This window comes from Pseudomonas sp. ANT_J12, from assembly GCF_008370045.1.
Taxonomy (GTDB): Bacteria; Pseudomonadota; Gammaproteobacteria; order Pseudomonadales; family Pseudomonadaceae; genus Aquipseudomonas.
In genome coordinates this window covers 289,309-313,570 of the sequence record NZ_VOBN01000006.1, presented here as the reverse complement: position 1 = coordinate 313,570, position 24,262 = coordinate 289,309, and the positions used below count along the sequence as shown (strand labels likewise).

At 60.2% G+C, this 24,262-nt stretch carries 23 protein-coding genes and 1 pseudogene; 11 read left to right on the top strand and 13 right to left on the bottom strand.

Going from position 1 to position 24,262, the window contains the following annotated elements; translation table 11 throughout:
* Window positions 1–24: 24 nt before the first annotated feature.
* From FQ192_RS16310 to dadA, 4 genes are all read right to left on the bottom strand, one after another.
* A complete protein-coding gene (locus tag FQ192_RS16310) occupies window positions 25–573 on the bottom strand; it encodes a cupin domain-containing protein (RefSeq protein WP_047226150.1) in 549 nt (182 codons plus the stop codon).
* Between the two features lie 128 nt (window positions 574–701).
* Window positions 702–1,778: an alanine racemase gene (gene alr / locus FQ192_RS16305; protein WP_149659494.1), complete on the bottom strand. Its 1,077-nt coding sequence runs from the start codon at window positions 1,776–1,778 to the stop codon at window positions 702–704.
* A 95-nt stretch (window positions 1,779–1,873) separates the two neighbouring features.
* A complete protein-coding gene (locus FQ192_RS16300) occupies window positions 1,874–2,227 on the bottom strand; it encodes a RidA family protein (RefSeq protein ID WP_149659493.1) in 354 nt (117 codons plus the stop codon).
* Window positions 2,199–3,503 (bottom strand): D-amino acid dehydrogenase, encoded by a 1,305-nt coding sequence (dadA, locus tag FQ192_RS16295; RefSeq protein ID WP_149659492.1) that lies wholly within the window; start codon window positions 3,501–3,503, stop codon window positions 2,199–2,201. The genes FQ192_RS16300 and dadA overlap by 29 nt, the downstream gene beginning before the upstream one ends.
* A 156-nt stretch (window positions 3,504–3,659) precedes the next feature.
* On the opposite strand from dadA, the gene FQ192_RS16290 reads away from it, so the two are divergent.
* Window positions 3,660–4,148, top strand: a complete 489-nt coding sequence (locus FQ192_RS16290) for an Lrp/AsnC ligand binding domain-containing protein (RefSeq protein WP_010465173.1) — start codon at window positions 3,660–3,662, stop codon at window positions 4,146–4,148.
* Window positions 4,149–4,264: 116 nt separating this feature from the next.
* Here FQ192_RS16290 and FQ192_RS16285 read toward each other — a convergent pair whose 3' ends face one another.
* Entirely contained in the window at window positions 4,265–4,618 is a 354-nt protein-coding gene (locus FQ192_RS16285; RefSeq protein ID WP_149659491.1) for a YkgJ family cysteine cluster protein, read from the bottom strand.
* A 147-nt stretch (window positions 4,619–4,765) separates the two neighbouring features.
* On the opposite strand from FQ192_RS16285, the gene FQ192_RS16280 reads away from it, so the two are divergent.
* Window positions 4,766–6,058 (top strand): FAD-binding oxidoreductase, encoded by a 1,293-nt coding sequence (locus FQ192_RS16280; protein ID WP_149659490.1) that lies wholly within the window; start codon window positions 4,766–4,768, stop codon window positions 6,056–6,058.
* Between the two features lie 134 nt (window positions 6,059–6,192).
* Here FQ192_RS16280 and FQ192_RS16275 read toward each other — a convergent pair whose 3' ends face one another.
* A complete protein-coding gene (locus FQ192_RS16275; protein ID WP_149659489.1) occupies window positions 6,193–6,438 on the bottom strand; it encodes a DUF1127 domain-containing protein in 246 nt (81 codons plus the stop codon).
* A 179-nt stretch (window positions 6,439–6,617) separates the two neighbouring features.
* On the opposite strand from FQ192_RS16275, the gene FQ192_RS16270 reads away from it, so the two are divergent.
* On the top strand, window positions 6,618–8,051 hold the full coding sequence (locus tag FQ192_RS16270) for a PLP-dependent aminotransferase family protein (protein WP_149659488.1): 1,434 nt from the start codon (window positions 6,618–6,620) through the stop codon (window positions 8,049–8,051).
* 57 nt (window positions 8,052–8,108) lie between these two features.
* Entirely contained in the window at window positions 8,109–9,677 is a 1,569-nt protein-coding gene (locus FQ192_RS16265; protein WP_149659487.1) for a phospholipase D family protein, read from the top strand.
* Window positions 9,678–9,849: 172 nt separating this feature from the next.
* On the opposite strand, the gene FQ192_RS16255 is transcribed toward FQ192_RS16265, so the two are convergent.
* Together FQ192_RS16255 and FQ192_RS16250 are read right to left on the bottom strand one after the other, a co-directional pair.
* The gene (locus tag FQ192_RS16255; protein ID WP_149659486.1) at window positions 9,850–10,995 is read right to left on the bottom strand and encodes an MFS transporter; all 1,146 of its coding nucleotides are present in this window, start codon (window positions 10,993–10,995) and stop codon (window positions 9,850–9,852) included.
* A 181-nt stretch (window positions 10,996–11,176) separates the two neighbouring features.
* Window positions 11,177–12,670 carry an aldehyde dehydrogenase gene (locus tag FQ192_RS16250; protein WP_054048467.1) on the bottom strand — a complete coding sequence of 498 codons (1,494 nt, stop codon included), beginning with the start codon at window positions 12,668–12,670 and terminating at the stop codon, window positions 11,177–11,179.
* Between the two features lie 239 nt (window positions 12,671–12,909).
* On the opposite strand from FQ192_RS16250, the gene FQ192_RS16245 reads away from it, so the two are divergent.
* Window positions 12,910–13,272 carry a cupin domain-containing protein gene (locus FQ192_RS16245; protein ID WP_123515785.1) on the top strand — a complete coding sequence of 121 codons (363 nt, stop codon included), beginning with the start codon at window positions 12,910–12,912 and terminating at the stop codon, window positions 13,270–13,272.
* 187 nt (window positions 13,273–13,459) lie between these two features.
* Here the strand turns inward: FQ192_RS16245 and rpmG are convergent, their stop codons facing one another.
* Together rpmG and rpmB are read right to left on the bottom strand one after the other, a co-directional pair.
* The gene (gene rpmG / locus FQ192_RS16240; protein WP_008150173.1) at window positions 13,460–13,615 is read right to left on the bottom strand and encodes a 50S ribosomal protein L33; all 156 of its coding nucleotides are present in this window, start codon (window positions 13,613–13,615) and stop codon (window positions 13,460–13,462) included.
* A gap of 11 nt (window positions 13,616–13,626) precedes the next feature.
* On the bottom strand, window positions 13,627–13,860 hold the full coding sequence (rpmB, locus tag FQ192_RS16235; RefSeq protein WP_007894701.1) for a 50S ribosomal protein L28: 234 nt from the start codon (window positions 13,858–13,860) through the stop codon (window positions 13,627–13,629).
* A 445-nt stretch (window positions 13,861–14,305) separates the two neighbouring features.
* On the opposite strand from rpmB, the gene FQ192_RS16230 reads away from it, so the two are divergent.
* On the top strand, window positions 14,306–15,895 hold the full coding sequence (locus FQ192_RS16230) for an ABC transporter substrate-binding protein (RefSeq protein ID WP_149659485.1): 1,590 nt from the start codon (window positions 14,306–14,308) through the stop codon (window positions 15,893–15,895).
* Between the two features lie 75 nt (window positions 15,896–15,970).
* Here the strand turns inward: FQ192_RS16230 and radC are convergent, their stop codons facing one another.
* The gene (gene radC, locus FQ192_RS16225) at window positions 15,971–16,645 is read right to left on the bottom strand and encodes a DNA repair protein RadC (RefSeq protein ID WP_149659484.1); all 675 of its coding nucleotides are present in this window, start codon (window positions 16,643–16,645) and stop codon (window positions 15,971–15,973) included.
* A 136-nt stretch (window positions 16,646–16,781) separates the two neighbouring features.
* Here radC and coaBC point away from each other — a divergent pair, with 136 nt between their 5' ends.
* The 4 genes and pseudogenes from coaBC to argB all read left to right on the top strand — a co-directional run bounded on the left by coaBC (window position 16,782) and on the right by argB (window position 21,041).
* Entirely contained in the window at window positions 16,782–17,990 is a 1,209-nt protein-coding gene (gene coaBC, locus FQ192_RS16220) for a bifunctional phosphopantothenoylcysteine decarboxylase/phosphopantothenate--cysteine ligase CoaBC (protein ID WP_149659536.1), read from the top strand.
* Between the two features lie 5 nt (window positions 17,991–17,995).
* Entirely contained in the window at window positions 17,996–18,451 is a 456-nt protein-coding gene (gene dut / locus FQ192_RS16215; RefSeq protein WP_123403789.1) for a dUTP diphosphatase, read from the top strand.
* 285 nt (window positions 18,452–18,736) lie between these two features.
* Window positions 18,737–20,110, top strand: a pseudogene (locus FQ192_RS16210) (phosphomannomutase/phosphoglucomutase); the annotation flags it as partial.
* 25 nt (window positions 20,111–20,135) lie between these two features.
* Window positions 20,136–21,041 carry an acetylglutamate kinase gene (gene argB / locus FQ192_RS16205; RefSeq protein WP_123403785.1) on the top strand — a complete coding sequence of 302 codons (906 nt, stop codon included), beginning with the start codon at window positions 20,136–20,138 and terminating at the stop codon, window positions 21,039–21,041.
* Window positions 21,042–21,151: 110 nt separating this feature from the next.
* Here argB and pyrE read toward each other — a convergent pair whose 3' ends face one another.
* Complete coding sequence (pyrE, locus tag FQ192_RS16200) at window positions 21,152–21,796, bottom strand: orotate phosphoribosyltransferase (RefSeq protein WP_133835392.1); 645 nt, start codon at window positions 21,794–21,796, stop codon at window positions 21,152–21,154.
* A gap of 82 nt (window positions 21,797–21,878) precedes the next feature.
* On the opposite strand from pyrE, the gene FQ192_RS16195 reads away from it, so the two are divergent.
* On the top strand, window positions 21,879–22,658 hold the full coding sequence (locus tag FQ192_RS16195; RefSeq protein ID WP_007934608.1) for an exodeoxyribonuclease III: 780 nt from the start codon (window positions 21,879–21,881) through the stop codon (window positions 22,656–22,658).
* A gap of 79 nt (window positions 22,659–22,737) precedes the next feature.
* Here FQ192_RS16195 and gltS read toward each other — a convergent pair whose 3' ends face one another.
* Window positions 22,738–23,946 (bottom strand): sodium/glutamate symporter, encoded by a 1,209-nt coding sequence (gene gltS / locus FQ192_RS16190; protein ID WP_149659482.1) that lies wholly within the window; start codon window positions 23,944–23,946, stop codon window positions 22,738–22,740.
* Window positions 23,947–24,262: the final 316 nt, after the last annotated feature.

Sequence of the window (24,262 nt, the reverse complement as noted above, 5' to 3'; positions counted from 1 at the left end):
CAATGCTTACAGGACGCCTCTTTTTTAGAAGTTCGCCGGTGTGGCTGCGCTGATTAGTCGCGCCGGTGCGTCGAACGGATTCCGGAAACGGTGCGGCTTGGTACTTTCAAAGTAGTAGCTGTCGCCGGCTTCGAGCACAAAAGTTTCAGCGCCGACCACCAACTCCAGCCGCCCTTCCACCAGAATCCCGGTTTCCTCGCCCTCATGGGTGAGCATCTCGTCACCGGTGTCGGCGCCTGGCGGGTAGATTTCATTGAGGAACGCGATAGCCCGGCTCGGGTGCGCGCGGCCGACCAGCTTCATGGTCACGGCGCCATCGGAGATATCGATCAGCTCGTTGGCCTTGTAGACGATCTGGGTCGGTTTTTCCTGCAGGATTTCTTCGGAAAAGAACTCGACCATGGACATGGGAATCCCGCCCAACACTTTGCGCAGCGAACTGATCGAGGGGCTGACGCTGTTTTTCTCGATCATCGAAATGGTGCTGTTGGTGACGCCCGCGCGCTTGGCGAGCTCACGCTGCGAAAGACCTTTGAGCTTACGGATGGATTGCAGTCGTTCACCGACGTCCAATGCTGGAGCCTCCAGGGATTCAGGTTGTAAGGATATTGAGCGTTATCATGGCGACAGCGTTCAGTATTTACAACACTTTGGCCTGAATCCCATTCGGCGAGGCGACTTCCGACGCGCGTCGTTTCGTCTCAAGCCCCGGAATAGAGCAGCGGCACCCGGCGCAGGTTGCAGAAGATCTGGTACGGAATCGTGTCGGCGGCCATGGCCACTTCGCTGGCCAGGATGTTTTTGCCCCACAACTCGACGGTCGAACCGAGCCCGGCTTGCGGCACATCGGTCAGGTCGATGCAGAGCATGTCCATCGACACCCGGCCCAGCAACTGGCTGCGTTGCCCGGCGACCAGCACCGGCGTACCGGTCGGCGCATGACGCGGGTAGCCGTCGGCATAACCCATGGCGACCACGCCAATGCGCATCGGCTTCTGGGTGATGAATTTGGCGCCATAGCCAACCGGCTCGCCGGCCGGCAGTTCGCGCACGCAGATCACTTTCGATTCCAGTGTCATCACCGGTTGCAGGCGCGAGGCCACGGCGTTGGCTTCTTCAAAAGGTGTGGCGCCGTAGAGCATGATGCCCGGACGTACCCAATCGCTGGGGATCTGCGGCCAACCGAGCACCGCCGGCGAGTTGCGCAGGCTGATCTCGGCGGACAAGCCCTGGCGCGCCGCCTCGAACACCGCAACCTGCTCGGCACTGGCCTGCTCATGCAGCTCATCGGCCCGGGCGAAGTGGCTCATCAAGACGATTTTTGCCACTTTGCCGCTCGCCAGGAGCCGTTGATAACCCGACTGGAAATCCTTTGGATGCAGACCGACCCGGTGCATGCCGGAATCGAGTTTGAGCCAGACCGTGATCGGTTTGCTCAGCGCGGCTTTCTCAATCGCTTCGAGCTGCCACAGCGAATGCACCACACACCAGAAGTCGTGCTCGACAATCAGCGACAGCTCATCGGCTTCGAAAAAACCTTCCAGCAACAACACCGGCGCCTTGATACCGGCGGCGCGCAGCTCCAAGGCTTCTTCGATGCACGCCACGGCAAAGCCGTCCGCCTCGGCTTCCAGCGCCTGGGCGCAACGCACCGCGCCATGGCCGTAGGCATCGGCCTTGATCACCGCGAGGGCTTTGGCCCCCGGCGTGAGTTCACGGGCGATCTGGTAGTTGTGACGCAGGGCTTGAAGGTCGATCAGGGCACGGGCAGGACGCATGGCGGCAGACTTCTAGGCGGTCATGGGAATAAAAACCGGCGCTGGCTGACGGCGTGAACCGCCAACAGCACCGGGAGAGGGATAGTTACGACCGGTTAAGGCAGTGCGGCAACCACTGACAGCTCAACCAGGATTTGCGGTTCGCACAGCTTCGACTCAACCGTGGCACGGGCCGGGGCGACGCCTTTTGGCAGCCACTTGTCCCATACCGAATTCATGCCGGCGAAATCGGCGTTGATGTCTTTCAGGTAAATCGTCACCGACAGTATGTGGTTCTTGTCGGTGCCGGCCAGGTCGAGCAACCGCTCGATGTTGGCCAGGGTTTCACGGGTCTGCTGTTCAATCCCGGCGCTCATGTCATCGCCGACCTGCCCTGCCAGGTACACCGTACCGTTGTGGGCGACGATCTGACTCATGCGTTCATTGGTGAGCTGGCGCTGGATTGCCATGCTTTGCGGACTCCTTGATTTTGCTGCCATAACGGGAAATATCGAGGCCTTCGGCGCTGATCTGCGGCGTTTTCTTCGCCATCAGGTCAGCCAGCAAACGACCGGAACCACAAGCCATGGTCCAACCGAGGGTGCCGTGGCCGGTGTTCAGGAACAAGTTGCTGAACGGGGTGGCGCCAACGATCGGTGTGCCGTCCGGGGTGGTCGGACGCAGGCCGGTCCAGAAACTCGCCTGGGCCAGGTCGCCGCCCTGAGGATAGAGGTCGTTGACGATCATCTCCAGGGTTTCGCGCCGACGCGGGTTAAGCGACAGGTCAAAACCGGCGATTTCCGCCATGCCGCCCACGCGGATGCGGTTATCGAAACGGGTGATCGCGACCTTGTAGGTCTCGTCGAGAATAGTCGAGGTCGGGGCCATTGCCGGGTTGGTGATCGGCACGGTCAGGGAGTAACCCTTGAGCGGATACACCGGGGCCTTGATGCCCAGCGGCTTGAGCAGTTGCGGCGAGTAGCTGCCGAGGGCGAGGACGTAGCGGTCAGCGGTTTCCAGCTTGCCGTCGATCCACACGCCATTCACGCGATCACCAGCGTGGTCGAGGCGCTGGATGTCCTGGCCGTAGCGGAACTCCACACCCAGCTTCACGGCCATTTCGGCCAGGCGGGTGGTGAAGATCTGGCAGTCGCCGGTCTGGTCGTTCGGCAGGCGCAGGGCACCGGCGAGGATGTCGGTGACAGCCGCCAGGGCCGGTTCAACCCGGGAAATGCCGGCGCGGTCGAGCAGTTCGAACGGCACGCCGGACTCTTTGAGCACGGCGATGTCTTTCGCGGCGCCGTCGAGCTGAGCCTGGGTGCGGAACAGTTGTGTAGTCCCCAGGCTGCGGCCTTCGTAGGCAATGCCGGTTTCAGCGCGCAATTCGTCGAGGCAGTCACGGCTGTACTCGGACAGACGCACCATGCGCTCCTTGTTCACCGCATAACGGTTGGCGGTGCAGTTGCGCAGCATCTGCGCCATCCACAGGTATTGGTCGATGTCGGCAGTCGCCTTGATCGCCAGCGGCGCGTGGCGCTGCAGCAGCCACTTGATGGCCTTGAGCGGCACACCCGGCGCGGCCCACGGCGAGGCATAACCCGGCGAGACCTGCCCGGCGTTGGCGAAACTGGTCTCCATGGCAGCGGCCGGCTGCCGGTCGACCACCACCACTTCAAATCCGGCACGGGCCAGATAGTAAGCACTGGCGGTACCGATGACGCCGCTACCCAAGACCATAACGCGCATTTTTGTATCCCTCATCGCGGCTTACCGCTGACGTGTGTTGTGCAGACCGAAGATGTGGGCAGTTTAAAAAAGATTAGCCAGTGCATTTCACTATATAAGTGCCTATATTTGGCGACAATTCTCGGCAAAAACCCTTTTCACGGAGGCGCATCCCCTATGCGTACCAACACTCAGACCAAACGTGAGCTGGACAAGATCGACCGCAACATCCTGCGGATCCTGCAAGCGGACGGGCGCATCTCCTTCACCGAGCTGGGGGAAAAGGTCGGCCTGTCGACCACGCCCTGCACCGAGCGGGTCCGTCGGCTGGAGCGCGAAGGAATCATCATGGGCTACAACGCCCGGCTCAATCCGCAGCACCTCAAGGGTAGCCTGCTGGTGTTTGTCGAGATCAGTCTCGACTACAAATCCGGCGACACTTTCGAAGAGTTCCGACGCGCCGTGCTGAAACTGCCCCACGTGCTGGAGTGCCATTTGGTGTCAGGGGACTTCGATTATCTGGTGAAGGCGCGGATTTCCGAGATGGCGTCGTACCGCAAATTGCTGGGCGATATCTTGCTCAAGCTGCCGCATGTGCGCGAGTCAAAGAGCTATATCGTGATGGAAGAGGTGAAAGAGAGTTTGTGTTTGCCGATTCCGGATTGACCTCACGCCGATCGTTCCCACGCTCTGCGTGGGAATGCCTCAACGGACGCTCCGCGTTCGGCTCTTGGGGACGCAGAGCGTCCCGGGCTGCATTCCCACGCGGAGCGTGGGAACGATCACACGAGGACCTGCCGCGTCGAAGCCATGTACTCATGAATCTGCTTCTCCACCCGTGGATGAATCAGCTCCACCGGCCCGCGCCCGTTGGGGCATGGCAAGGTCTTGGTGGTGCCGAACAGCCGGCAGATCAGCGGCCGCTCGCCATACACGGTGCAGCCGTCGGGCCCCAGGTGGACGCAATTGAGCTCATCCATCGCCGCATCCTGCTCGGCGCGGGTCTTTCGCGGCAGGCGGGACATTTCTTCCGGTGAGGTGGTGACCGGCCCGCAGCAGTCATGGCAGCCCGGCACGCACTCGAACGAGGGGATTTGCTGGCGCAGGGTGCGAATCTTCTGACTGTTGCAGCTCATCGAAGTGGTGACCAAAAGCGGAATAGAGCGCGATTCTGACGCATCCGGCCCGATCCATACAGCCGCAACTGACCAGTGTTGCCCGCGTCGGAAGGTCCGGCTTATGCTCCGTCAACTTTTTCAAACACACGCATCAGGAATCCACGCATGAATGCCCCTGCCCGGCACACCGCCTCTTATTACGCCGCCAGCAGCCTGCCACAGCCCGATCATCCGGCGCTGCAGGGCGAGTTGACGGCGGATGTGTGCGTGGTCGGCGGCGGGTTTTCCGGGTTAAACACCGCACTGGAACTGGCGGAACGCGGCTTCAGCGTGGTGTTGCTGGAAGCCCACAAGATTGGCTGGGGCGCGAGCGGGCGCAACGGCGGGCAATTGATTCGCGGGGTCGGCCATGGCCTCGATCAGTTCACCAACGTCATCGGTGCCGACGGCGTGCGTCAGATGAAACTCATGGGCCTGGAAGCGGTGGAAATCGTCCGACAGCGAGTCGAGCGTTTTCAGATCCCCTGCGACCTGACCTGGGGTTATTGCGATCTGGCCAACAAACCTCGAGATCTTGAAGGCTTCGCCGAGGAGGCCGAAGAACTGCGCGGCCTCGGTTATCGCTATGAAACCCGACTGCTGCAAGCCAATGAAATGCATTCGGTAGTCGGCTCCGATCGTTATGTTGGCGGCTTGATTGATATGGGTTCCGGGCATCTTCACCCGCTTAACCTGGCGCTCGGCGAAGCGGCAGCCGCACAGCAATTGGGCGCAAGACTGTTCGAACAGTCGGCAGTCACTCGCATCGAGTACGGCAGCGAAGTGAAGGTCCACACCGCCCAAGGCTCCGTCCGCGCCAAAACTCTGGTGCTGGGCTGCAACGCCTACCTCAACGATCTCAACCCCGAACTCAGCGGCAAAGTGCTACCCGCCGGCAGCTACATCATCGCCACCGAGCCGTTGAACGAAGAGCAGGCGCACGCCTTGCTGCCGCAGAACATGGCGGTGTGTGATCAACGGGTAGCGCTGGATTACTACCGGCTCTCGGCGGATCGGCGCTTGCTGTTCGGCGGTGCCTGCCATTACTCGGGTCGGGACCCGAAAGACATCGCAGCGTATATGCGGCCGAAGATGCTGGACGTATTCCCGCAGTTGGCCGGGGTGAAGATCGACTATCAATGGGGCGGCATGATCGGCATCGGCGCCAACCGACTGCCGCAGATCGGCCGGCTCAAGGACCAGCCGAACGTCTATTACGCCCAGGCCTATTCCGGTCACGGGGTGAATGCCACGCACCTGGCGGGCAAGTTGCTGGCTGAAGCCATCGGCGGCCAACACAGCGGAGGGTTCGATCTGTTTGCCCAGGTGCCGCACATCACCTTCCCGGGCGGCAGGCATTTGCGTTCGCCGTTGTTGGCGTTGGGGATGTTGTGGCATCGGATGAAAGAGTTGGTCTGATAGCTCTTTAGCGTCTGTAAGGGCGCCTTCGCGGGCAAGCCTCGCTCCTACAGGTTACGCGTCGTTCGTTGGATCAACGCTAAACCGCAGGAGCGAGGCTTGCCCGCGAATGGATCGAAAGATTGACACAAGACTCAGATCCGCCAGAACGGCTTAAGCCCCTCCGCCAATGCCTGCTCCCGACTCAACCCAACATCCCGCAACTGCTCCGGGGTCAGGCTCAGCAACGCCTTGCGCGTGTGCAGACGATGCCAGAACAGACCCCAGCGCCCCAGGCAGGACGGCGCGTTGCGCATTTGCGCCTCACGGGTGCCGTGGTTCTGCCCTGCCGCCAGTTCCTGACTGTGTAACGTCAGCCGCACATCGCTCAAGCCGTTCATGTTGATCGCTCCTGTTTACTTGGGTAGCCAGAGGTTTCATCATGCGCGGACGGCGAAAAGCATTACAGATTCAAAGCCGCTGTATTATTTCCATACAGATTGACCGCTTAAACCTCTGAATCACGTATTTTTGCCCCATCTGTACTGGTTAACCGAATCACCCGCATCGAGGCAGTGTCATGACCCTTTACGTTAATCTCGCCGAATTGCTCGGCACACGTATCGAACAGGGCTTCTATCGTCCCGGCGACCGGCTGCCGTCGGTGCGGGCGTTGAGTGTCGAGCACGGGGTCAGCCTGAGCACGGTGCAGCAGGCGTATCGGGTGCTGGAAGACAGCGGGCTGGCGACGCCGAAACCCAAATCCGGGTACTTTGTGCCGGTCAGTCGCGAGCTGCCGGAACTGCCTGCCGTCGGCCGTCCGGCGCAACGTCCGGTGGATATTTCCCAGTGGGACCAGGTGCTGGAGCTGATCCGCGCCGTGCCGCGCAAAGACGTGGTGCAACTCGGTCGCGGCATGCCGGACATCACCACGCCAACCATGAAACCGTTGCTACGCGGGCTGGCGCAGATCAGCCGTCGCCAGGACATGCCCGGCCTGTATTACGACAACATCCACGGCAACCTCGACCTGCGCGAACAGATCGCCCGGCTAATGCTCGATTCCGGTTGCCAACTGAGCGCCGCTGACCTGGTGGTCACCACCGGTTGCCACGAAGCGCTGTCCACCAGCATCCGCTCCATCTGCTCACCTGGCGACATCGTCGCCGTGGATTCGCCGAGCTTCCACGGCGCCATGCAGACCCTCAAGGGCCTGGGCATGAAGGCCCTGGAAATCCCCACCGACCCGATCACCGGCATCAGCCTCGATGCGCTGGAACTGGCCCTGGAACAATGGCCGATCAAGGCCATACAGTTGACCCCCAACTGCAACAACCCGTTGGGCTACATCATGCCGGAGGCGCGTAAACGCGCATTGTTGAACCTGGCACAGCGCTTCGACGTGGCGATCATCGAGGACGATGTGTATGGCGAACTGGCCTACACCTACCCGCGTCCCCGCACGATCAAATCCTTCGATGAAGACGGCCGCGTGCTGCTGTGCAGTTCGTTTTCCAAGACGTTGGCGCCGGGGCTGCGCATCGGTTGGGTCGCACCGGGCCGGTATCTGGAACGGGGGCTGCACATGAAATACATCAGCACCGGCTCCACCGCGCCACAAGCGCAGATCGCCATCGCCGATTTCCTCAAGGCCGGGCACTTCGAACCGCATTTGCGGCGGATGCGCACCCAATACCAGCGCAATCGCGACATGATGATCGATTGGGTCACGCGCTACTTCCCCGCCGGCACCCGGGCCAGTCGTCCCCAAGGCAGTTTCATGCTGTGGGTCGAACTGCCGGAAGGCTTCGATACCCTGAAACTGAATCGTGCGCTGCACGACCAGGGCGTACAGATTGCCGTCGGCAGCATCTTTTCGGCTTCGGGCAAATATCGTAATTGCCTGCGGATGAACTACGCTGCCAAGCCAACAGCGCAGATCGAAGACGCCGTGCGCAAGGTGGGCGCGGCGGCGATCAAACTGCTTGCGGAAACTGATTGCCTCAACGACTGACCTTTATCCGAAAACCCGCGTCCATATGCCGACCCTAGCCAATCGGAACGATCCCACGTGAGCCTCAGACAGCCCCTACTCGCTCTGCTGTTACTCGCCTCGTTCCTCAGCGGTTGCGCCAGCCTCGACGTGCCCCGCGAACCGAGCCAGGCATTGCCCGCAACCGACTCAAGCTTCGGCCGCTCAATCCAGGCCCAGGCCGCGCCGCATCAGGGGCAATCCGGCTTTCGCCTGCTGTCCAACAGCACCGAAGCCTTCATGGCCCGGGCCGAGTTGATCCGCAACGCCCAGACCAGCCTCGACTTGCAGTACTACATCGTCCACGACGGCATCAGCACGCGCATGCTGGTGGAAGAATTGCTCAAGGCCGCTGATCGCGGTGTGCGGGTGAGGATCCTGCTCGATGACACCACCAGCGATGGCCTCGACCAGATTATCGCGACCCTGGCGGCCCATCCGCAGATCCAGATCCGCCTGTTCAACCCGCTGCACCTGGGGCGCAGCACGGGCGTGACGCGGACCATGGGCCGTTTGTTCGACTTGTCGCTGCAACACCGGCGCATGCATAACAAGCTGTGGCTGGCGGACAACAGCGCGGCCATCGTCGGCGGGCGCAACCTGGGCGACGAGTATTTCGATGCCGAGCCCAACCTGAACTTCACCGACATCGACATGCTCAGCGTCGGGCCGGTGGCCGAGCAACTCGGGCACAGCTTCGACCAGTACTGGAACAGCGCCCTGAGCAAGCCGATCGACGAATTCCTCTCCAGCAAACCGACGCTCAAGGACCTGAAAAACACCCGCACGCGCCTGGAAGAATCCCTGGAAGAAACCCGCAAGCAGAACCACGCGCTGTATCAACAACTGATGGTCTACGACAAATACCCACGCCTGGACATCTGGCGCCGGGAGCTGATCTGGGCCTGGAATCAGGCGCTGTGGGACGCGCCGAGCAAAGTCCTGTCCAAGGGCGAGCCCGACCCGCAGTTGCTGCTGACCACGCAATTGGCGCCGGAACTGCGCGGCGTGAGCAAAGAGCTGATCATGATTTCCGCCTACTTCGTGCCCGGCCAACCGGGGCTGGTGTACCTGACCGGGCGCGCCGACGCCGGGGTCTCGGTGAGCCTGCTGACCAACGCGCTGGAAGCCACCGACGTACCGGCGGTGCACGGTGGTTACGCGCCGTATCGCAAGGCCTTGCTGGAGCATGGCGTGAAGCTGTTCGAACTGCGTCGCCAGCCTGGCGCCGGCAGCGGCAGTGGTCCGCATCTGTTCCGGCGTTCGGCCTATCAGGGCTCGGATTCGAGCCTGCACAGCAAGGCGATGATCTTCGATCAACAGAAATCGTTTATCGGCTCATTCAATTTCGACCCGCGCTCGGTGCTGTGGAACACCGAAGTCGGCGTGCTGGTGGACAGCCCGGAGCTGGCCGCGCATGTGCGTGAATTGGCGCTGCAAGGCATGGCGCCACCGTTGAGTTATGAGGCGAAACTGGAGAAGGGGCAGATCGTTTGGGTGACCGAGGACAACGGCAAGTTGCATACCCTGACCAAGGAACCGGGAAGCCTGTGGCGCCGGTTTAATGCGTGGTTCAGCACCACCGTCGGCCTGGAGCGGATGTTGTAGTCAAGGTTTACTGATCAATTGTGGCGAGGGGGCTTGCCCCCGCTGGGCGGCGAAGCAGCCCCAAAGTTGACGACACGAATCTACCCGTTATGTCGCGGTGGATGGTTTTACGACTGCTGCGCAGCCGAACGGGGGCAAGCCCCCTCGCCACACAAGCTCGCTTCCACAGGTTTTAAGCGGGCTCGGCCACCGCGCCAAACGCCCCTTGGCGCATCAGCAAAACCACCAACCCTAACGCCCCCACCGCCATTAGCAACGGCAACGCATGCCCGCTGATCCACTGGCTCCCCGCCCCGGCCGCCAAGGGGCCGATCAGGCACCCGATTCCCCACAACTGCGCGATATGGGCATTGGCCCGCACCAGCGCATCGTCGCGATAACGCTCGCCGATCAGGATCAGCGACAGGGTGAACAATCCACCGGCACTGGCGCCGAACAACACCCACAGCGGCCAGATCAGCAACGTATCGATCAGCAGCGGAATCGCCAGGCTGGACAGCAGCAAGACTACCGCGCAGCCCGTGAACAGACTGCGCCGGGACAACCGATCCGCCAGCGCACCGATGGGAAGCTGCAGCAAGGCATCGCCGACCACCACGGTACTGACCATGGCCAGGGCGATTTCCGCAGTGAAGCCCTGGCGCAGGCAATACACCGGCAACAAGGTCAGGATCATCGCTTCAAACGCGGCGAACAGCGACACCGCCCAGGCAATCGCCGGCAACCCCCGGCAGAAGGTCCACAAATCGCCGAAGGTCACGCTGCTGGCTTCACTGCTCGGTGCGCCGCTGCGGCCCAACAGCAGCAACGGCGCCGTCAGCAATAACCCGACACCGACCCAGAAGCCGTAATCGTGTTCCGTGCCCAACGCGCCCAACAGCAACGGCCCGCCCAGTTGGCTCAACGCATAGCTGCTGCCATACAACGCCACCAGGCGCCCACGCCACTTTTCGATCACCAGTTGGTTGATCCAGCTTTCACCGAGGATAAAGACCAGGGTCAGAATCACCCCGATCATCAGGCGCAGTACCAGCCAGATCGGATAACTCGGCAACAGCGCCAGCAATCCGATGGACACCGCCCCGGCCCACAGGCACAGACGCATCAGATTCGCGGTGCCAAGACGCGCGGCCAGGTGACTGGAGATCTTCGCCCCTAGCAGCACACCAATGGCCGGCATCGCCGCCATCACACCAATGGCAAACGAACCGTAACCCCAGCTTTCCAGGCGAAACGACACCAGCGGCATGCTGACGCCCAGGGCCAGGCCGACACTCAAGACCGACGCCAACACGGCGAAATAAGTCGCCCAACGCATGTTCCACGCTCCTGTGGATAGTGTTTTTCAAACAACAGAGACGACACAGCCGGACCTTCCTTTGAGGAAAGTCCGGCTGCGGCGATAGACCTGTGGTACCGCGTCGCCCCGCCCTACGCGATCTCTGTAGGAGCGAGGCTTGCCCGCGAAGGCGTGATCAGCAACACCGCAGGCTTGAGACTTACAACTTGATCCAGGTCGCCTTCAGCTCGGTGTACTTGTCGAACGCATGCAGCGACTTGTCGCGACCATTGCCCGACTGTTTGAAACCACCGAACGGCGCAGTCATGTCGCCGCCGTCGTACTGGTTGACCCACACGCTACCGGCACGCAGGGCCTTGGCGGTCAGGTGTGCCTTGGAGATGTCCTTGGTCCACACCGCAGCGGCCAGGCCGTAGGGCGTGTCGTTGGCAATCGCAATGGCTTCTTCGGCGGTATCGAAAGCGATGACCGACAACACAGGGCCAAAGATTTCCTCCTGGGCGATTTTCATCGCGTTGTTCACGCCGTCGAAAATCGTCGGTTCAACGTAGGTGCCGCCGGTTTCCTGCAGGATGCGCTTGCCGCCGGCCACCAGTTTGGCGCCATCGGTGTGGCCGGATTCGATGTAGGACAGCACGGTGTTCATCTGCTGGGTGTCCACCAACGCGCCAACGTTGGTCGCCGGGTCCAGCGGATTGCCCGGCTTCCAGGTTTTCAGTGCTTCGATCACCAGCGGCAGGAAGGTGTCCTTGATCGAACGCTCGACCAGCAGACGCGAACCGGCGGTGCAGACTTCGCCCTGGTTGAAGGCGATGGCGCTGGCGGCGGATTCGGCGGCGGCTTGCAGGTCCGGGGCATCGGCGAACACGATGTTCGGGCTCTTGCCGCCGGCTTCGAGCCAGACGCGCTTCATGTTCGATTCGCCCGAATAGATCAGCAGTTGCTTGGCGATCTTGGTCGAACCGGTGAACACCAGGGTGTCCACGTCGTTGTGCAGGGCCAGGGCCTTGCCGACGGTGTGGCCGTAGCCTGGCAGCACGTTCAGCACGCCTTTCGGAATGCCGGCTTCAACAGCCAGCGCCGCGATACGGATAGCGGTCAGCGGGGATTTTTCCGACGGCTTGAGGATCACCGAGTTACCGGTGGACAGCGCCGGGCCGAGTTTCCAGCAGGCCATCATCAGCGGGAAGTTCCACGGCACGATGGCGCCGACCACGCCGACTGGCTCGCGAGTGACCAGACCCAGTTGATCGTGCGGAGTGGCGGCCACTTCGTCGTAGATCTTGTCGATGGCCTCGCCGCTCCAGCTCAGGGCTTGCGCCGCGCCGGGAACGTCGATGTACAGGGAGTCGCTGATCGGCTTGCCCATGTCCAGGGTTTCAAGCAGGGCGAGTTCTTCGGCGTGCTGTTTGAGCAGGCCGGCGAAACGAATCATGGTGGCTTTGCGTTTGGTCGGCGCCAGGCGCGACCACACGCCGGAATTGAAGGTGGCGCGGGCGTTTTCCACGGCGCGCTGGGCGTCGGCGGCGTCACAGCTGGCAATCTTGCCCAGCAGACGGCCATCGACCGGGCTGATGCACTCGAAGGTCTCGCTGGAGACGGCATCGGTGTATTCGCCATTGATGTAGGCGCGGCCTTCGATCTTCAGATCGCGAGCCCGTTGTTCCCAGTCGGCACGAGTCAGGGTGGTCATTCGAGTGTCCTCCTCTTGTTGAATACGAGAGCCCCGCGTTCTTCGCGGGTGCTGTCAGGAATTCTGCCCGGCACAGCCTACTATCGGCCCGAGGCACCTGCCACCCTAAACCAGTGGCCGGGGTTGTTTCAATATATTTGACACAAGGTCGGAAAACGGCCTTGCAGTGTTCATTTTAATAAACATAGACTTTGGGTCTTTTCAGCCATTGCGCCGCAATCACGGGGGATTACAACAAAATGAATATCCAGGATGTCGTCGACTTCAGCCAAGCCACCACCCAGCCCGATCGCTATCGGCCGGACCCGGCCAAAGTCCTCAAGGGCGACCCCGAGCAAGCGGTGTACAACCACTACAACAGCCCGTGCGGGCAGATGAGCGCTGGTGTGTGGGAAGGCGAAATCGGCCAGTGGCTGGTGAATTACACCGAACATGAATACTGCGAGATCGTTCAGGGCGTGTCGGTTCTGCGCGATAACGATGGCAACAGCAAGACGCTGCGGGTGGGTGATCGTTTTGTGATTCCGGCGGGTTTTCGCGGGACCTGGGAAGTGCTGGAGTCGTGCCGCAAGATTTATGTGGTGTTTGAACAGAAGGCTTGAGGATTAGTGGATTTGTGTTGTCCGGGCCGGCCTCTTCGCGGGCAAGCCTCGCTCCTACAGTTCAGTGTGATCCGCAGGGGCGAGGCTTGCCCGCGAAGGCGTCCTGACAGGCAATGCATAACCCACAGGCAACAAAAAAGGCCCGTATCTCGCGATACGGGCCTTTTTTGTAAGAGAGAAAAATCAATTACTTGATTTTGCCTTCTTTGTACATCACGTGCTTACGAACGCGCGGGTCGAACATGCGCTTTTCGAGCTTGTCCGGGGTAGTACGCTTGTTCTTGTCGGTAGTGTAGAAGTGACCAGTACCGGCGCTAGAAATCATTCGAATCAATTCACGCATGATTAGCTCCCTTAGATCTTGCCAGCTTTGCGGATTTCGGCCAGCACGACAGTGATGCCACGCTTGTCGATGATACGCATGCCTTTGGCAGATACGCGCAGACGCACGAAACGTTTCTCTTCTTCAACCCAGAAGCGATGATGCTGCAGGTTCGGCAGGAAACGACGACGGGTTTTGTTGTTTGCGTGGGAAATGTTATTCCCAGTTACCGGACCCTTACCGGTAACTTGACAGACTCTCGACATGCCTCAGCCCTCTAAAACCACATGCCCAACCCGGCATGGGTTGGCCGCTTAATCTCTCAGTCATTTGGCGCCAGGCGCCGCGTTTCTTTAGAGGTCTTACCGGCTACACCTACAGTGAAGGAACCGGGCCCCTAGAAAAGAGCGCTGCTTTATACCAGAAAGACCAGAGAGCAACAACATTCGGTGTGCGATGAATTCACAAAAAGCCCATTTTCCGGGCTACGAGCGCCTTGGACAAAGGCTGTCGTCGATGGCGACCGCTCGTCGCAGAGCATCGGCCAACACGCCAATCAAGGGCTTTATGAAACCGCGCACACCCAAATAAGGCGCCTATAGTCGCCTCAAAATGAAAATGGGGATAGTCATTTGCAAAAGAGCCCACTAGGGTAGGCCTTTTCCAGACTGCACTTGCAGATGGGCCTTCGATCTGTAAAGGAATCCGACCATGCGCCTCGCTGCCCTACCGCTGCTGCTTGCCCCATTGTTACTGAGCCCGCTGGCCCAAGCCGCCGCCCTGACCGTCTGCACCGAGGCCAGCCCTGAAGGGTTCGACGTGGTGCAGTACAACTCGCTGACCACCACCAACGCCTCGGCCGATGTACTGATGAATCGCCTGGTGGACTTCGACACCGCCAGCGGCAAAGTGGTCGCCAGCCTTGCGGACAGCTGGGAAGTCTCGCCCGACGGCCTGAGCTACGTCTTCAAATTGCACCCGCAAGTGAAACTCCACAAAACCGAGTACTTCAGCCCGACTCGCGATTTGAGCGCCGAAGACGTCAAATTCAGCTTCGACCGCATGCTCGACCCGGCTCACCCGTGGCACAAAGTCGCCCAGAGCGGCTTCCCCCATGCCCAGTCGATGCAACTGCCGGCACTGATCAAAAAGATCGACGCCCTCGATCCGCTGACCGTGCGCTTCACCCTCGATCACCCCGACTCGACCTTCCTCGCCACCCTGAGCATGGGCTTCGCCTCGATCTATTCCGCTGAATACGCCGACAAACTGCTGAAGGCCGGCACGCCCGAAAAGCTCAACAGCCAGCCGATCGGCAGCGGCCCCTTCATCTTTACGCGGTTCCAGAAAGACGCCGTGATCCGCTACAAGGCCAATGCCGACTACTTCGGTGGCAAGCCGTCAGTGGATCCGTTGATCTTCGCCATCACCCCGGACGCCAATGTGCGTTTGCAGAAACTGCGCCGCAACGAGTGCCAGATCGCCCTGTCGCCCAAGCCACTGGATGTGGTGGCCGCCAAGCAAGAGCCGACGCTGAAAGTGGAAAAGACTGACGCGTTCATGACCGCATTCGTCGGCATCAACAGTCAGCATCCACCGCTGGACAAGCCCGAAGTACGCCAGGCGATCAACCTCGCGTTCGACAAGGCCAATTACCTCAAGGCTGTGTTCGAGGACACCGCCGAAGCCGCCAACGGCCCTTACCCGCCGAACACCTGGAGCTACGCCAAGAGCCTGCCGGGTTATCCCCACGACGTGGCGAAAGCCAAGGCATTGATGGCCAAGGCCGGCCTCAAGGACGGTTTCCAAACCACCATCTGGACTCGCCCGTCCGGCAGCTTGCTGAACCCCAACCCGAGCCTCGGCGCGCAACTGTTGCAGTCCGATCTGGCGGAAATCGGCATCCAGGCCGAAATCCGCGTGATCGAATGGGGCGAGCTGATCCGCCGCGCCAAGGCCGGCGAGCATGACCTGCTGTTCATGGGCTGGGCCGGCGACAACGGCGACCCGGACAACTTCCTCACGCCGCAATTTTCCTGCGCGGCGGTCAAGTCCGGCACCAACTTCGCCCGTTACTGCAACCAGGACCTGGACAAGCTGATCAGCGCCGGCAAGACCACCAGCGAGCAAGGCGTACGCACCAAGCTCTACGAACAGGCCCAGGCGCAGATCCAGCAACAGGCGTTGTGGCTGCCACTGGCGCATCCGACGGCGTTCGCGTTGACGCGCAAGGATGTGCAGGGTTACGCCGTCAGTCCTTTCGGCCGGCAGGATTACTCCAAAATCAGCTTCAAGCCGTAAGCTGCAAGCTGCAAGCTAGAGCAGGCCGTGCACTGCTTTAGCTGGCCGCTTGAAGCTTGAAACCTGCAGCTGCTTCTACATCCAGCCGTACTCGGCCATCGACAGCGGATCACCGTCGCCGACGATGAAATGGTCGAGCACTCGCACATCAACCAGCTCCAGCGCCTCCTGCAGCCTCTTGGTCAGCATTCGGTCCGCCTGACTGGGGTCGGCGTTGCCGGAGGGGTGGTTGTGGCACAGGATCAGCGCTGCGGCGTTGTGAGCCAGGGCACGCTTGACCACTTGTCGCGGATAAACGCTGGTGTTGTCGATGGAGCCGCGAAACAGCGCTTCGAACGCCAGCACCCGATGCCTGGAATCCAGAAACAGACAACCGAATACTTCGTGAGGCTCATGGCGCAGCATCGCTTTGAGGTAATCACGAACAGCCTGCGGGTTTTCCAGCGCCGACTTCTGCCGTGAGTGTTCCGCCAGATGCCGTCGCGACATTTCCTGAACGGCCTGCAATTGAGCGAATTTCGCCGGCCCGAGCCCCAATTGTTTGCTGAATGTTTTTTGATCAGCCTCCAGCAGCGAACGCAGGTTGCCGAACTGACTCAACAAGTGTCGCGCCAGGTCCACCGCGCTTTTGCCGGAGACGCCGGTCCGTAAAAAAATCGCCAGCAGCTCGGCATCCGAAAGACTCGCCGGGCCCAACTCCAATAACCTCTCCCGCGGCCGCTCCGCCGCTGGCCAATCACGAATACTCATAACACCTCCCTGGTCTGTGGGCGCCGCTGTTCCGTAGCGGTCGCTGTGATATCGTAGCCCATCTTTTTTGCGGACGAATTCATCCCTGGGGAGGGGGTTTCGCCACGCAGTCATCAACGAAATGAAAGGCAGACCTATGCAGCGGCTGTATCGGAAACGCATCGTTCTGGGCGTCGGCGGCGGCATTGCTGCCTACAAGAGCGCCGACCTGGTTCGCCGCCTGATCGACCAGGGCGCCGAAGTGCGCGTGGTCATGACCCGTGGCGGCAGCGAGTTCATCACCCCGTTGACCATGCAGGCGCTGTCCGGGCACCCGGTCCATCTCGACCTGCTGGACCCCGCGGCCGAAGCCGCCATGGGCCACATCGAGCTGGCCAAATGGGCCGACCTGGTGCTGATCGCCCCCGCTACTGCGGACTTGATCGCCCGCCTGGCCCAAGGCATCGCCAATGACCTGCTGACTACGCTGGTGCTGGCCACCGACGCCGTGGTCGCCGTGGCCCCGGCGATGAACCAGGCGATGTGGCGCGATCCTGCGACCCAGGCCAATCTGCAACTCCTCGAAAGCCGCGGCATCAAGTCCTTCGGCCCGGCCTCCGGCAGCCAGGCCTGCGGCGACGTCGGCATGGGCCGCATGCTCGAAGCCACCGACCTCGCCCAGTGCGCGGCGGACTGCTTCCAGCGCATGGCGCTGACCGGCAAACACGTGCTGATCACCGCCGGCCCGACCCAGGAAAACATCGACCCGGTGCGCTACATCACCAACCACAGCTCCGGGAAAATGGGCTTTGCCCTGGCCGAAGCCGCAGTGGAAGCCGGCGCCCGCGTCACGCTGATCACCGGCCCGGTGCATTTGCCGACGCCGGATCGCGTGACGCGCATCGATGTGGTCAGCGCCCGGGACATGCTCGCCGCCTGTGAAGCCGCGATCCCCTGCGACTTGTTTATCGCCTCGGCAGCGGTCGCGGACTACCGTCCGGAAGTGGTCGCCCCACAAAAACTCAAGAAAGATCCTACGAACGGCGACGGCTTGTTGCTTCAAATGGTGCGCAATCCAGACATTCTGGCCAGCATCGCCACTCGCCCTGACCGTCCGTTCAGTGTCGGTTTTGCCGCCGAAACCGAACACCTGCTTGATTACGCTGCGCGCAAGCTGAAAGACAAAAACCTCGATTTGATCGTCGCCAATGACGTCGCCAACCCGAGTATTGGCTTCAACAGCGAAGAAAACGCCTGCAGCGTGATCGACCGGGACCTGCACGCCACGCTTTTCGCCCAGACCAGCAAGAGCAAGATTGCTCGCCAGCTGATCACTTTTATCGCCGACCGTCTGAACCAGGTTTAATTTACATGCACGCTTTGCAAGCCAAGATCCTCGACCCCCGCATCGGTACCGACTTCCCGCTGCCACAGTACGCCACCCCAGGCTCCGCCGGCCTCGACCTGCGCGCCATGCTGGAAAAAGACACCGTGATAAAGCCGGGCGAAACCCTGCTGATCCCCACCGGCCTGTCCGTCTACATCGGCGACCCGGGCCTGGCGGCGCTGATCCTGCCGCGCTCCGGCCTGGGCCATAAGCATGGCATCGTGCTGGGCAACCTGGTTGGCCTGATCGACTCCGATTACCAGGGCCCGCTGATGGTTTCGTGCTGGAACCGCAGCGACAAGGAATTCACCCTGGAAGTGGGCGAGCGTCTGGCTCAGTTGGTTCTTGTACCGGTGGTTCAAGCGCATTTCGAGATGGTCGAAGAATTCGTCGAAACCGAGCGCGGTGCCGGCGGTTTCGGCCATTCCGGTAGCCATTGATCCGATAGATGCCCCCTTTGTGGCGAGCGAGCTCCCTCGCCACAAGTGCATTTCAGGGTACAAATTGCACAGCCGTCATCTGGAAGGTTTACCACTGAATATCAAGGGATTGGCGGGCCAAATGCGCGCCGATGCCGCGGTCATGGCCTTTGCACACCACGAACTCTCTGTGGAAAACGCCGTCATACCCTTCAGTTTGAGCCTGCCGACAAGTTAATTCCTGGCAGGTCCAGTCACTTTCGAAATGGAGCAATCCCACAGATGAGCAGTCCAGCCCAAGTCACACCCAAGTTCCCCGACAGCATCTTCCGCGCCTACGACATTCGCGGCACCGTCCCGGAATTCTTGAACGGTGAAACCGCTTACTGGCTCGGCCGTGCCATCGGCGCCCAGAGCCTGGCTCAGGACGAACCCAATGTTTCCGTCGGCCGCGATGGCCGCCTGTCCGGCCCGGAACTGGTCGAACGCCTGATTCAAGGCCTGGCCGACAGCGGCTGCCACGTCAGCGACGTCGGCCTGGTGCCAACGCCTGCGCTGTACTACGCCGCCAACGTACTGGCCGGTAAATCCGGTGTCATGTTGACTGGCAGCCACAACCCGTCGAACTACAACGGTTTCAAGATCGTCATTGCCGGCGACACCCTGGCCAACGAACAGATCCAGGCCCTGCACGAACGCCTCAAAACCAACAACCTGACCAGCGGCAAGGGCAGCATCACCCAGGTCGAGATCCTCGATCGCTACAACACCGAAATCGTCCAGGACATCAAACTGGCCCGTCGCCTCAAAGTCGTGGTCGATTGCGGTAACGGCGCGGCTGGCGTGATCGCCCCGCAACTGATCGAAGCGCTGAATTGCGAAGTCATCCCGCTGTTCTGCGACGTCGACGGCAACTTCCCGAACCATCACCCGGATCCGGGCAAGCCTGAAAACCTCGTGGACCTGATCGCCAAGGTCAAGGAAACCAACGCCGACCTGGGCCTGGCTTTCGACGGTGACGGCGACCGCGTCGGCGTGGTGACCAACACCGGCAGCATCGTCTACCCGGACCGCCTGCTGATGCTGTTCGCCCGCGATGTTCTGGCGCGCAACGCCAACGCGGAAATCATCTTCGACGTCAAATGCACCCGCCGCCTGACGCCACTGATCAAGGAATACGGCGGTCGTCCGCTAATGTGGAAGACCGGTCATTCGTTGATCAAAAAGAAAATGAAACAAACCGGCGCTCTGTTGGCCGGCGAAATGAGCGGGCACATCTTCTTCAAGGAGCGCTGGTTCGGCTTCGACGACGGCATTTACAGCGCCGCGCGGTTGCTGGAGATCCTCAGCAAGGAAAAATCCACCGCGGAAGAGCTGTTTGCGACCTTCCCGAACGATATTTCTACGCCTGAAATCAATATCCATGTGACCGAAGAGAGCAAATTCAGCATCATTGATGCTCTGCACGACGCGAAGTGGGGCGAAGGCGCCGACCTGACCACCATCGACGGCGTGCGGGTCGACTACGCCAAAGGCTGGGGCCTGGTGCGCGCCTCCAACACCACACCGGTGCTGGTGTTGCGTTTCGAGGCTGATGACGAGGCTGAACTGCAGCGCATCAAGGACGTATTCAAAGTCCAGTTGAAGCGTGTTGCCCCTGATCTCCAACTACCGTTTTGATCTTCTGATTCACCCGGAGCCCTGAATGACCCTCGAACGCGAAGCCGCCGCCAACACCGCCAAGGTCCTGTCCGAAGCGCTGCCTTACATCCGCCGTTATGTCGGCAAGACGCTGGTGATCAAATACGGCGGCAACGCGATGGAAAGCGAGGAGCTGAAAACCGGCTTCGCCCGCGACATCGTGCTGATGAAAGCCGTGGGTATCAACCCGGTGGTGGTTCACGGCGGCGGCCCGCAAATCGGCGACCTGCTCAAGCGCCTGTCGATCGAGAGCCACTTCATCGATGGCATGCGCGTGACTGACGCGCAGACCATGGACGTGGTGGAAATGGTCCTCGGCGGCCAGGTGAACAAGGACATCGTCAACCTGATCAACCGTCATGGCGGCAGCGCCATCGGCCTGACGGGTAAAGACGCCGAGCTGATTCGTGCGAAAAAGCTCACCGTGACCCGCCAGACGCCGGAGATGACCCAACCGGAAATCATCGACATCGGGCAAGTGGGCGAAGTGGTCGGGATTAACACCGACCTGCTGAACCTGCTGGTCAAAGGCGATTTCATCCCGGTGATCGCGCCAATCGGCGTGGGCGCCAACGGCGAGTCGTACAACATCAACGCCGATTTGGTGGCCGGTAAAGTGGCCGAAGCACTGAAAGCTGAAAAGCTGATGCTGCTGACCAACATCGCCGGCCTGATGGACAAGCAAGGCACGGTACTGACCGGCCTGACCACCCAGCAAGTCGACGACCTGATCGCCGACGGCACGATCTACGGCGGCATGTTGCCGAAGATCCGTTGCGCGCTGGAAGCGGTACAGGGCGGCGTGGGCAGCTCGCTGATCATTGATGGCCGGGTACCGAATGCGATTCTGCTGGAGATCTTCACCGATACCGGTGTGGGGACTTTGATCAGCAATCGCAAGCGTCCGTAAGCGACACCTACAAAAAGACCCCGCTCAGCCTGGCTGAGCGGGGTCTTTTTTTGCCTGCGATCCCTGCGTCTATTTGTGGCAAGGAAGCCCGCCCCACAGGGAGATCAGCGTTAAACGCCGAACTGGGCGCGGTAGGCTTCTACGGCAGGCAAATGCTGCTTGAGCTGCGGATCATCGGCCAGGAATTGCAGGACCTGGGTCAGCGACACAATGCTGATGACCGGGATCTTGAAGTCACGCTCCACTTCCTGGATCGCCGACAACTCGCCGTTGCCACGCTCCTGACGGTTCAGGGCGATCAGCACGCCGGCGGCTTTGGCGCCGTCCTGGCTGTCAATGATCTGCATCACTTCGCGGATCGCGGTGCCGGCGGTGATCACGTCGTCAATGATCAGCACTTCACCGGTCAACGGTGCGCCGACCAGGCTGCCGCCTTCGCCGTGGGCCTTGGCTTCCTTACGGTTGAAGCACCATGGCAGGTCACGGCCGTGATGTTCGGCCAAGGCCACTGCAGTGGTCGCCGCCAACGGGATGCCTTTGTACGCAGGGCCAAACAGAACATCGAAGGGAATGCCGCTCTCAACGATGGCTGCCGCGTAGAAACGACCCAGTTGCGCCAGGGCCGAACCACTGTTGAACAGGCCGGCATTGAAGAAGTAAGGACTGGTGCGCCCGGACTTCAGGGTGAACTCACCGAAGCGCAAAACGCCGCGATCGATGGCAAAACGAATGAAATCGCGCTGATACGCTTGCATGAAAAAAACCCCAAATACCACGGATTTAGCTAATTAGGTTGACGCCGTGTATCATACACGCACGCGATTTTTGGGGCCATTTATGCGGATCATCAGTGTGAACGTCAATGGTATTCAGGCTGCAGTGGAGCGAGGTTTGCTCAGTTGGCTGCAAGCACAGAATGCCGACGTCATCTGCCTGCAGGACACCCGCGCCTCCGCCTTTGAACTGGACGATCCAGCCTTCCAACTGGATGGCTACTTCCTTTATGCCTGCGAAGCTGAAGTTCCCGCCCAGGGTGGCGTGGCTTTGTACTCGCGGTTGCAACCGAAGGCAGTCATCAGCGGTCTCGGCTTCGAGACGGCCGACCGCTACGGGCGCTACCTGCAAGCCGATTTCGATAAGGTCAGCATCGCGACCTTGCTGCTCCCTTCGGGGCAGAATGGCGATGAAGACTTGAACCAGAAGTTCAAGCTAATGGACGATTTCGCCCGTTATCTGGATAAACAGCGACGCAAGCGTCGCGAGTACATTTATTGTGGCTCGCTGTACGTGGCGCAACAGAAGCTGGATATCAAGAACTGGCGCGACAGCCAGCAATCCCCGGGCTTCCTGGCACCTGAACGTGCCTGGATGGACGAGATTGTCGGCAATATGGGTTATGTCGATGCCCTGCGCGAAGTCAGTCGTGAAGGCGACCAGTACAGCTGGTGGCCGGACAACGAACAGGCTGAGATGCTCAACCTGGGCTGGCGTTTCGACTACCAGTTGCTGACCCCGGGCTTGCGCCGCTTTGTACGCAGCGCACGCCTGCCACGTCAGCCACGGTTCTCGCAACACGCACCGCTGATCGTGGACTACGACTGGACGCTGACTATCTAAGCGTCGATTCGCCGATAAAAAATGCCCGTATCGCAAGATACGGGCATTTTTTTATGCATCAGTCGACATGACCCGAACCTCAGGCAACGGCAAAAAACGGCAGCGCAAGGTACAACTTGATCACGATGACGTTAATGATGTCGATAAAGAACGCACCCACCATCGGAACCACGAGAAACGCTATCTGCGAAGGCCCGTAGCGCTGCGTCACCGCCTGCATGTTAGCGATGGCCGTAGGTGTGGCACCCAGCCCGAAACCGCAGTGCCCTGCCGCCAACACCGCCGCATCGTAGTTACTGCCCATGATTCTGAACGTCACGAAAATCGCAAACAGCGCCATGACCAACGCTTGCGCAGCCAGAATGATGAAGATCGGCAAGGCCAGTGCCGCCAGGTCCCACAGTTTGAGCGACATCAAGGCAATCGCCAGAAACAGCGACAGGCTGACATTCCCCAGCACCGAGACTTCACGCTCGAATACCTGATACAAGCCCAACGCTGAAAGCCCATTGCGTAAAACGACACCCACGAACAAGACACAAACGAACGTCGGCAATTCAAGTGCCGTTCCTTGCAGCCAGCCATTCAGAAGATTGCCGGCCAATAAGCTGACGGCAATCAGGGCAAGTGTTTCGATAAACGAAAATGGCGTAATCGAGCGCTCTTTGTTCGGCTGCTCAAAGCCCTTTGGCAACTGTGGTGTTTCCTGAGGATGGCAGCCTGGTACTTGAACACGCTTGATCAGCAGGCGAGCGACCGGACCACCAATCAAGCCACCCAACACCAGGCCGAACGTCGCAGAGGCAATCGCCAGCTCGGAGGCCGACGCCAGACCATACTTCTCGCTAAACACCGTCCCCCATGCAGCGCCTGTACCGTGACCGCCCGACAACGTAATCGAACCGGTCAGCAGTCCCATCAAAGGATCGAGCCCGAGCATTTTTGCGAGGCCGATGCCCATGGCATTCTGGACGATCAGCAGTCCGGCCACCGCCAGCAGAAAAACGCCCACTACGCGACCGCCCTTCTTCAGACTGGCGAAGTCCGCACTCAAGCCGATCGTGGCGAAAAAAGCCAACATCAACGGCGTCTGTAATGAAGTACCGAAGCGGACTTCAATATCAAAAGTTCGCAATATCAGGAGAGCCAGGGCAACCAACAGACCGCCGGCAACGGGTTCGGGAATATTGTAATTACGTAGAAAACCAACACGTGTAACAAGTCCGCGCCCCAGCAAAAGCACCAAGGAGGCGGCCACAAGCGTTCCATAAAAATCGAGCTGAATCATTGGGATTATTCTTGGCTATATATATTCAAAGGCGAACTTTTTACCTGCGCACGCCTCTTGAACCGGCTGAGTTTCTCAACACTGATTGCTTGAAATTCAAGGACCTTCGATGGCTTGAATATGTCGAAATATTTCTTAGTGAATATAACGTGGGGCAACTCTATCAACCGTAAAGTCTCATTGCCAAGGACGCAGCCAATGTTGAGGCATTACAGTTGTGACTAAAGATGTAAGAGTGATCGCTGATATAGAACTGCGGCGCAGTTATCACCCGCCCCGTGCGCCAGAGATGTGAATTTAACTGCAAAAATACAAA

Bases quoted from the DNA above. Each gene is read 5' to 3' on its own strand.
- FQ192_RS16195 (WP_007934608.1), top strand. From the start codon at position 21,879: ATGCGGATCATCAGTGTGAACGTCAATGGTATTCAGGCTGCAGTGGAG.
- alr (WP_149659494.1), bottom strand. From the start codon at position 1,778: ATGCGTCCTGCCCGTGCCCTGATCGACCTTCAAGCCCTGCGTCACAAC.
- pyrE (WP_133835392.1), bottom strand. From the start codon at position 21,796: ATGCAAGCGTATCAGCGCGATTTCATTCGTTTTGCCATCGATCGCGGC.
- FQ192_RS16290 (WP_010465173.1), top strand. From the start codon at position 3,660: ATGCGTACCAACACTCAGACCAAACGTGAGCTGGACAAGATCGACCGC.
- rpmB (WP_007894701.1), bottom strand. From the start codon at position 13,860: ATGTCGAGAGTCTGTCAAGTTACCGGTAAGGGTCCGGTAACTGGGAAT.
- FQ192_RS16245 (WP_123515785.1), top strand. From the start codon at position 12,910: ATGAATATCCAGGATGTCGTCGACTTCAGCCAAGCCACCACCCAGCCC.
- FQ192_RS16270 (WP_149659488.1), top strand. From the start codon at position 6,618: ATGACCCTTTACGTTAATCTCGCCGAATTGCTCGGCACACGTATCGAA.
- FQ192_RS16275 (WP_149659489.1), bottom strand. From the start codon at position 6,438: ATGAACGGCTTGAGCGATGTGCGGCTGACGTTACACAGTCAGGAACTG.
- radC (WP_149659484.1), bottom strand. From the start codon at position 16,645: ATGAGTATTCGTGATTGGCCAGCGGCGGAGCGGCCGCGGGAGAGGTTA.
- dadA (WP_149659492.1), bottom strand. From the start codon at position 3,503: ATGCGCGTTATGGTCTTGGGTAGCGGCGTCATCGGTACCGCCAGTGCT.
- FQ192_RS16300 (WP_149659493.1), bottom strand. From the start codon at position 2,227: ATGGCAATCCAGCGCCAGCTCACCAATGAACGCATGAGTCAGATCGTC.
- FQ192_RS16230 (WP_149659485.1), top strand. From the start codon at position 14,306: ATGCGCCTCGCTGCCCTACCGCTGCTGCTTGCCCCATTGTTACTGAGC.
- FQ192_RS16285 (WP_149659491.1), bottom strand. From the start codon at position 4,618: ATGAGCTGCAACAGTCAGAAGATTCGCACCCTGCGCCAGCAAATCCCC.
- argB (WP_123403785.1), top strand. From the start codon at position 20,136: ATGACCCTCGAACGCGAAGCCGCCGCCAACACCGCCAAGGTCCTGTCC.
- FQ192_RS16280 (WP_149659490.1), top strand. From the start codon at position 4,766: ATGAATGCCCCTGCCCGGCACACCGCCTCTTATTACGCCGCCAGCAGC.
- FQ192_RS16250 (WP_054048467.1), bottom strand. From the start codon at position 12,670: ATGACCACCCTGACTCGTGCCGACTGGGAACAACGGGCTCGCGATCTG.
- gltS (WP_149659482.1), bottom strand. From the start codon at position 23,946: ATGATTCAGCTCGATTTTTATGGAACGCTTGTGGCCGCCTCCTTGGTG.
- rpmG (WP_008150173.1), bottom strand. From the start codon at position 13,615: ATGCGTGAATTGATTCGAATGATTTCTAGCGCCGGTACTGGTCACTTC.
- dut (WP_123403789.1), top strand. From the start codon at position 17,996: ATGCACGCTTTGCAAGCCAAGATCCTCGACCCCCGCATCGGTACCGAC.
- coaBC (WP_149659536.1), top strand. From the start codon at position 16,782: ATGCAGCGGCTGTATCGGAAACGCATCGTTCTGGGCGTCGGCGGCGGC.
- FQ192_RS16255 (WP_149659486.1), bottom strand. From the start codon at position 10,995: ATGCGTTGGGCGACTTATTTCGCCGTGTTGGCGTCGGTCTTGAGTGTC.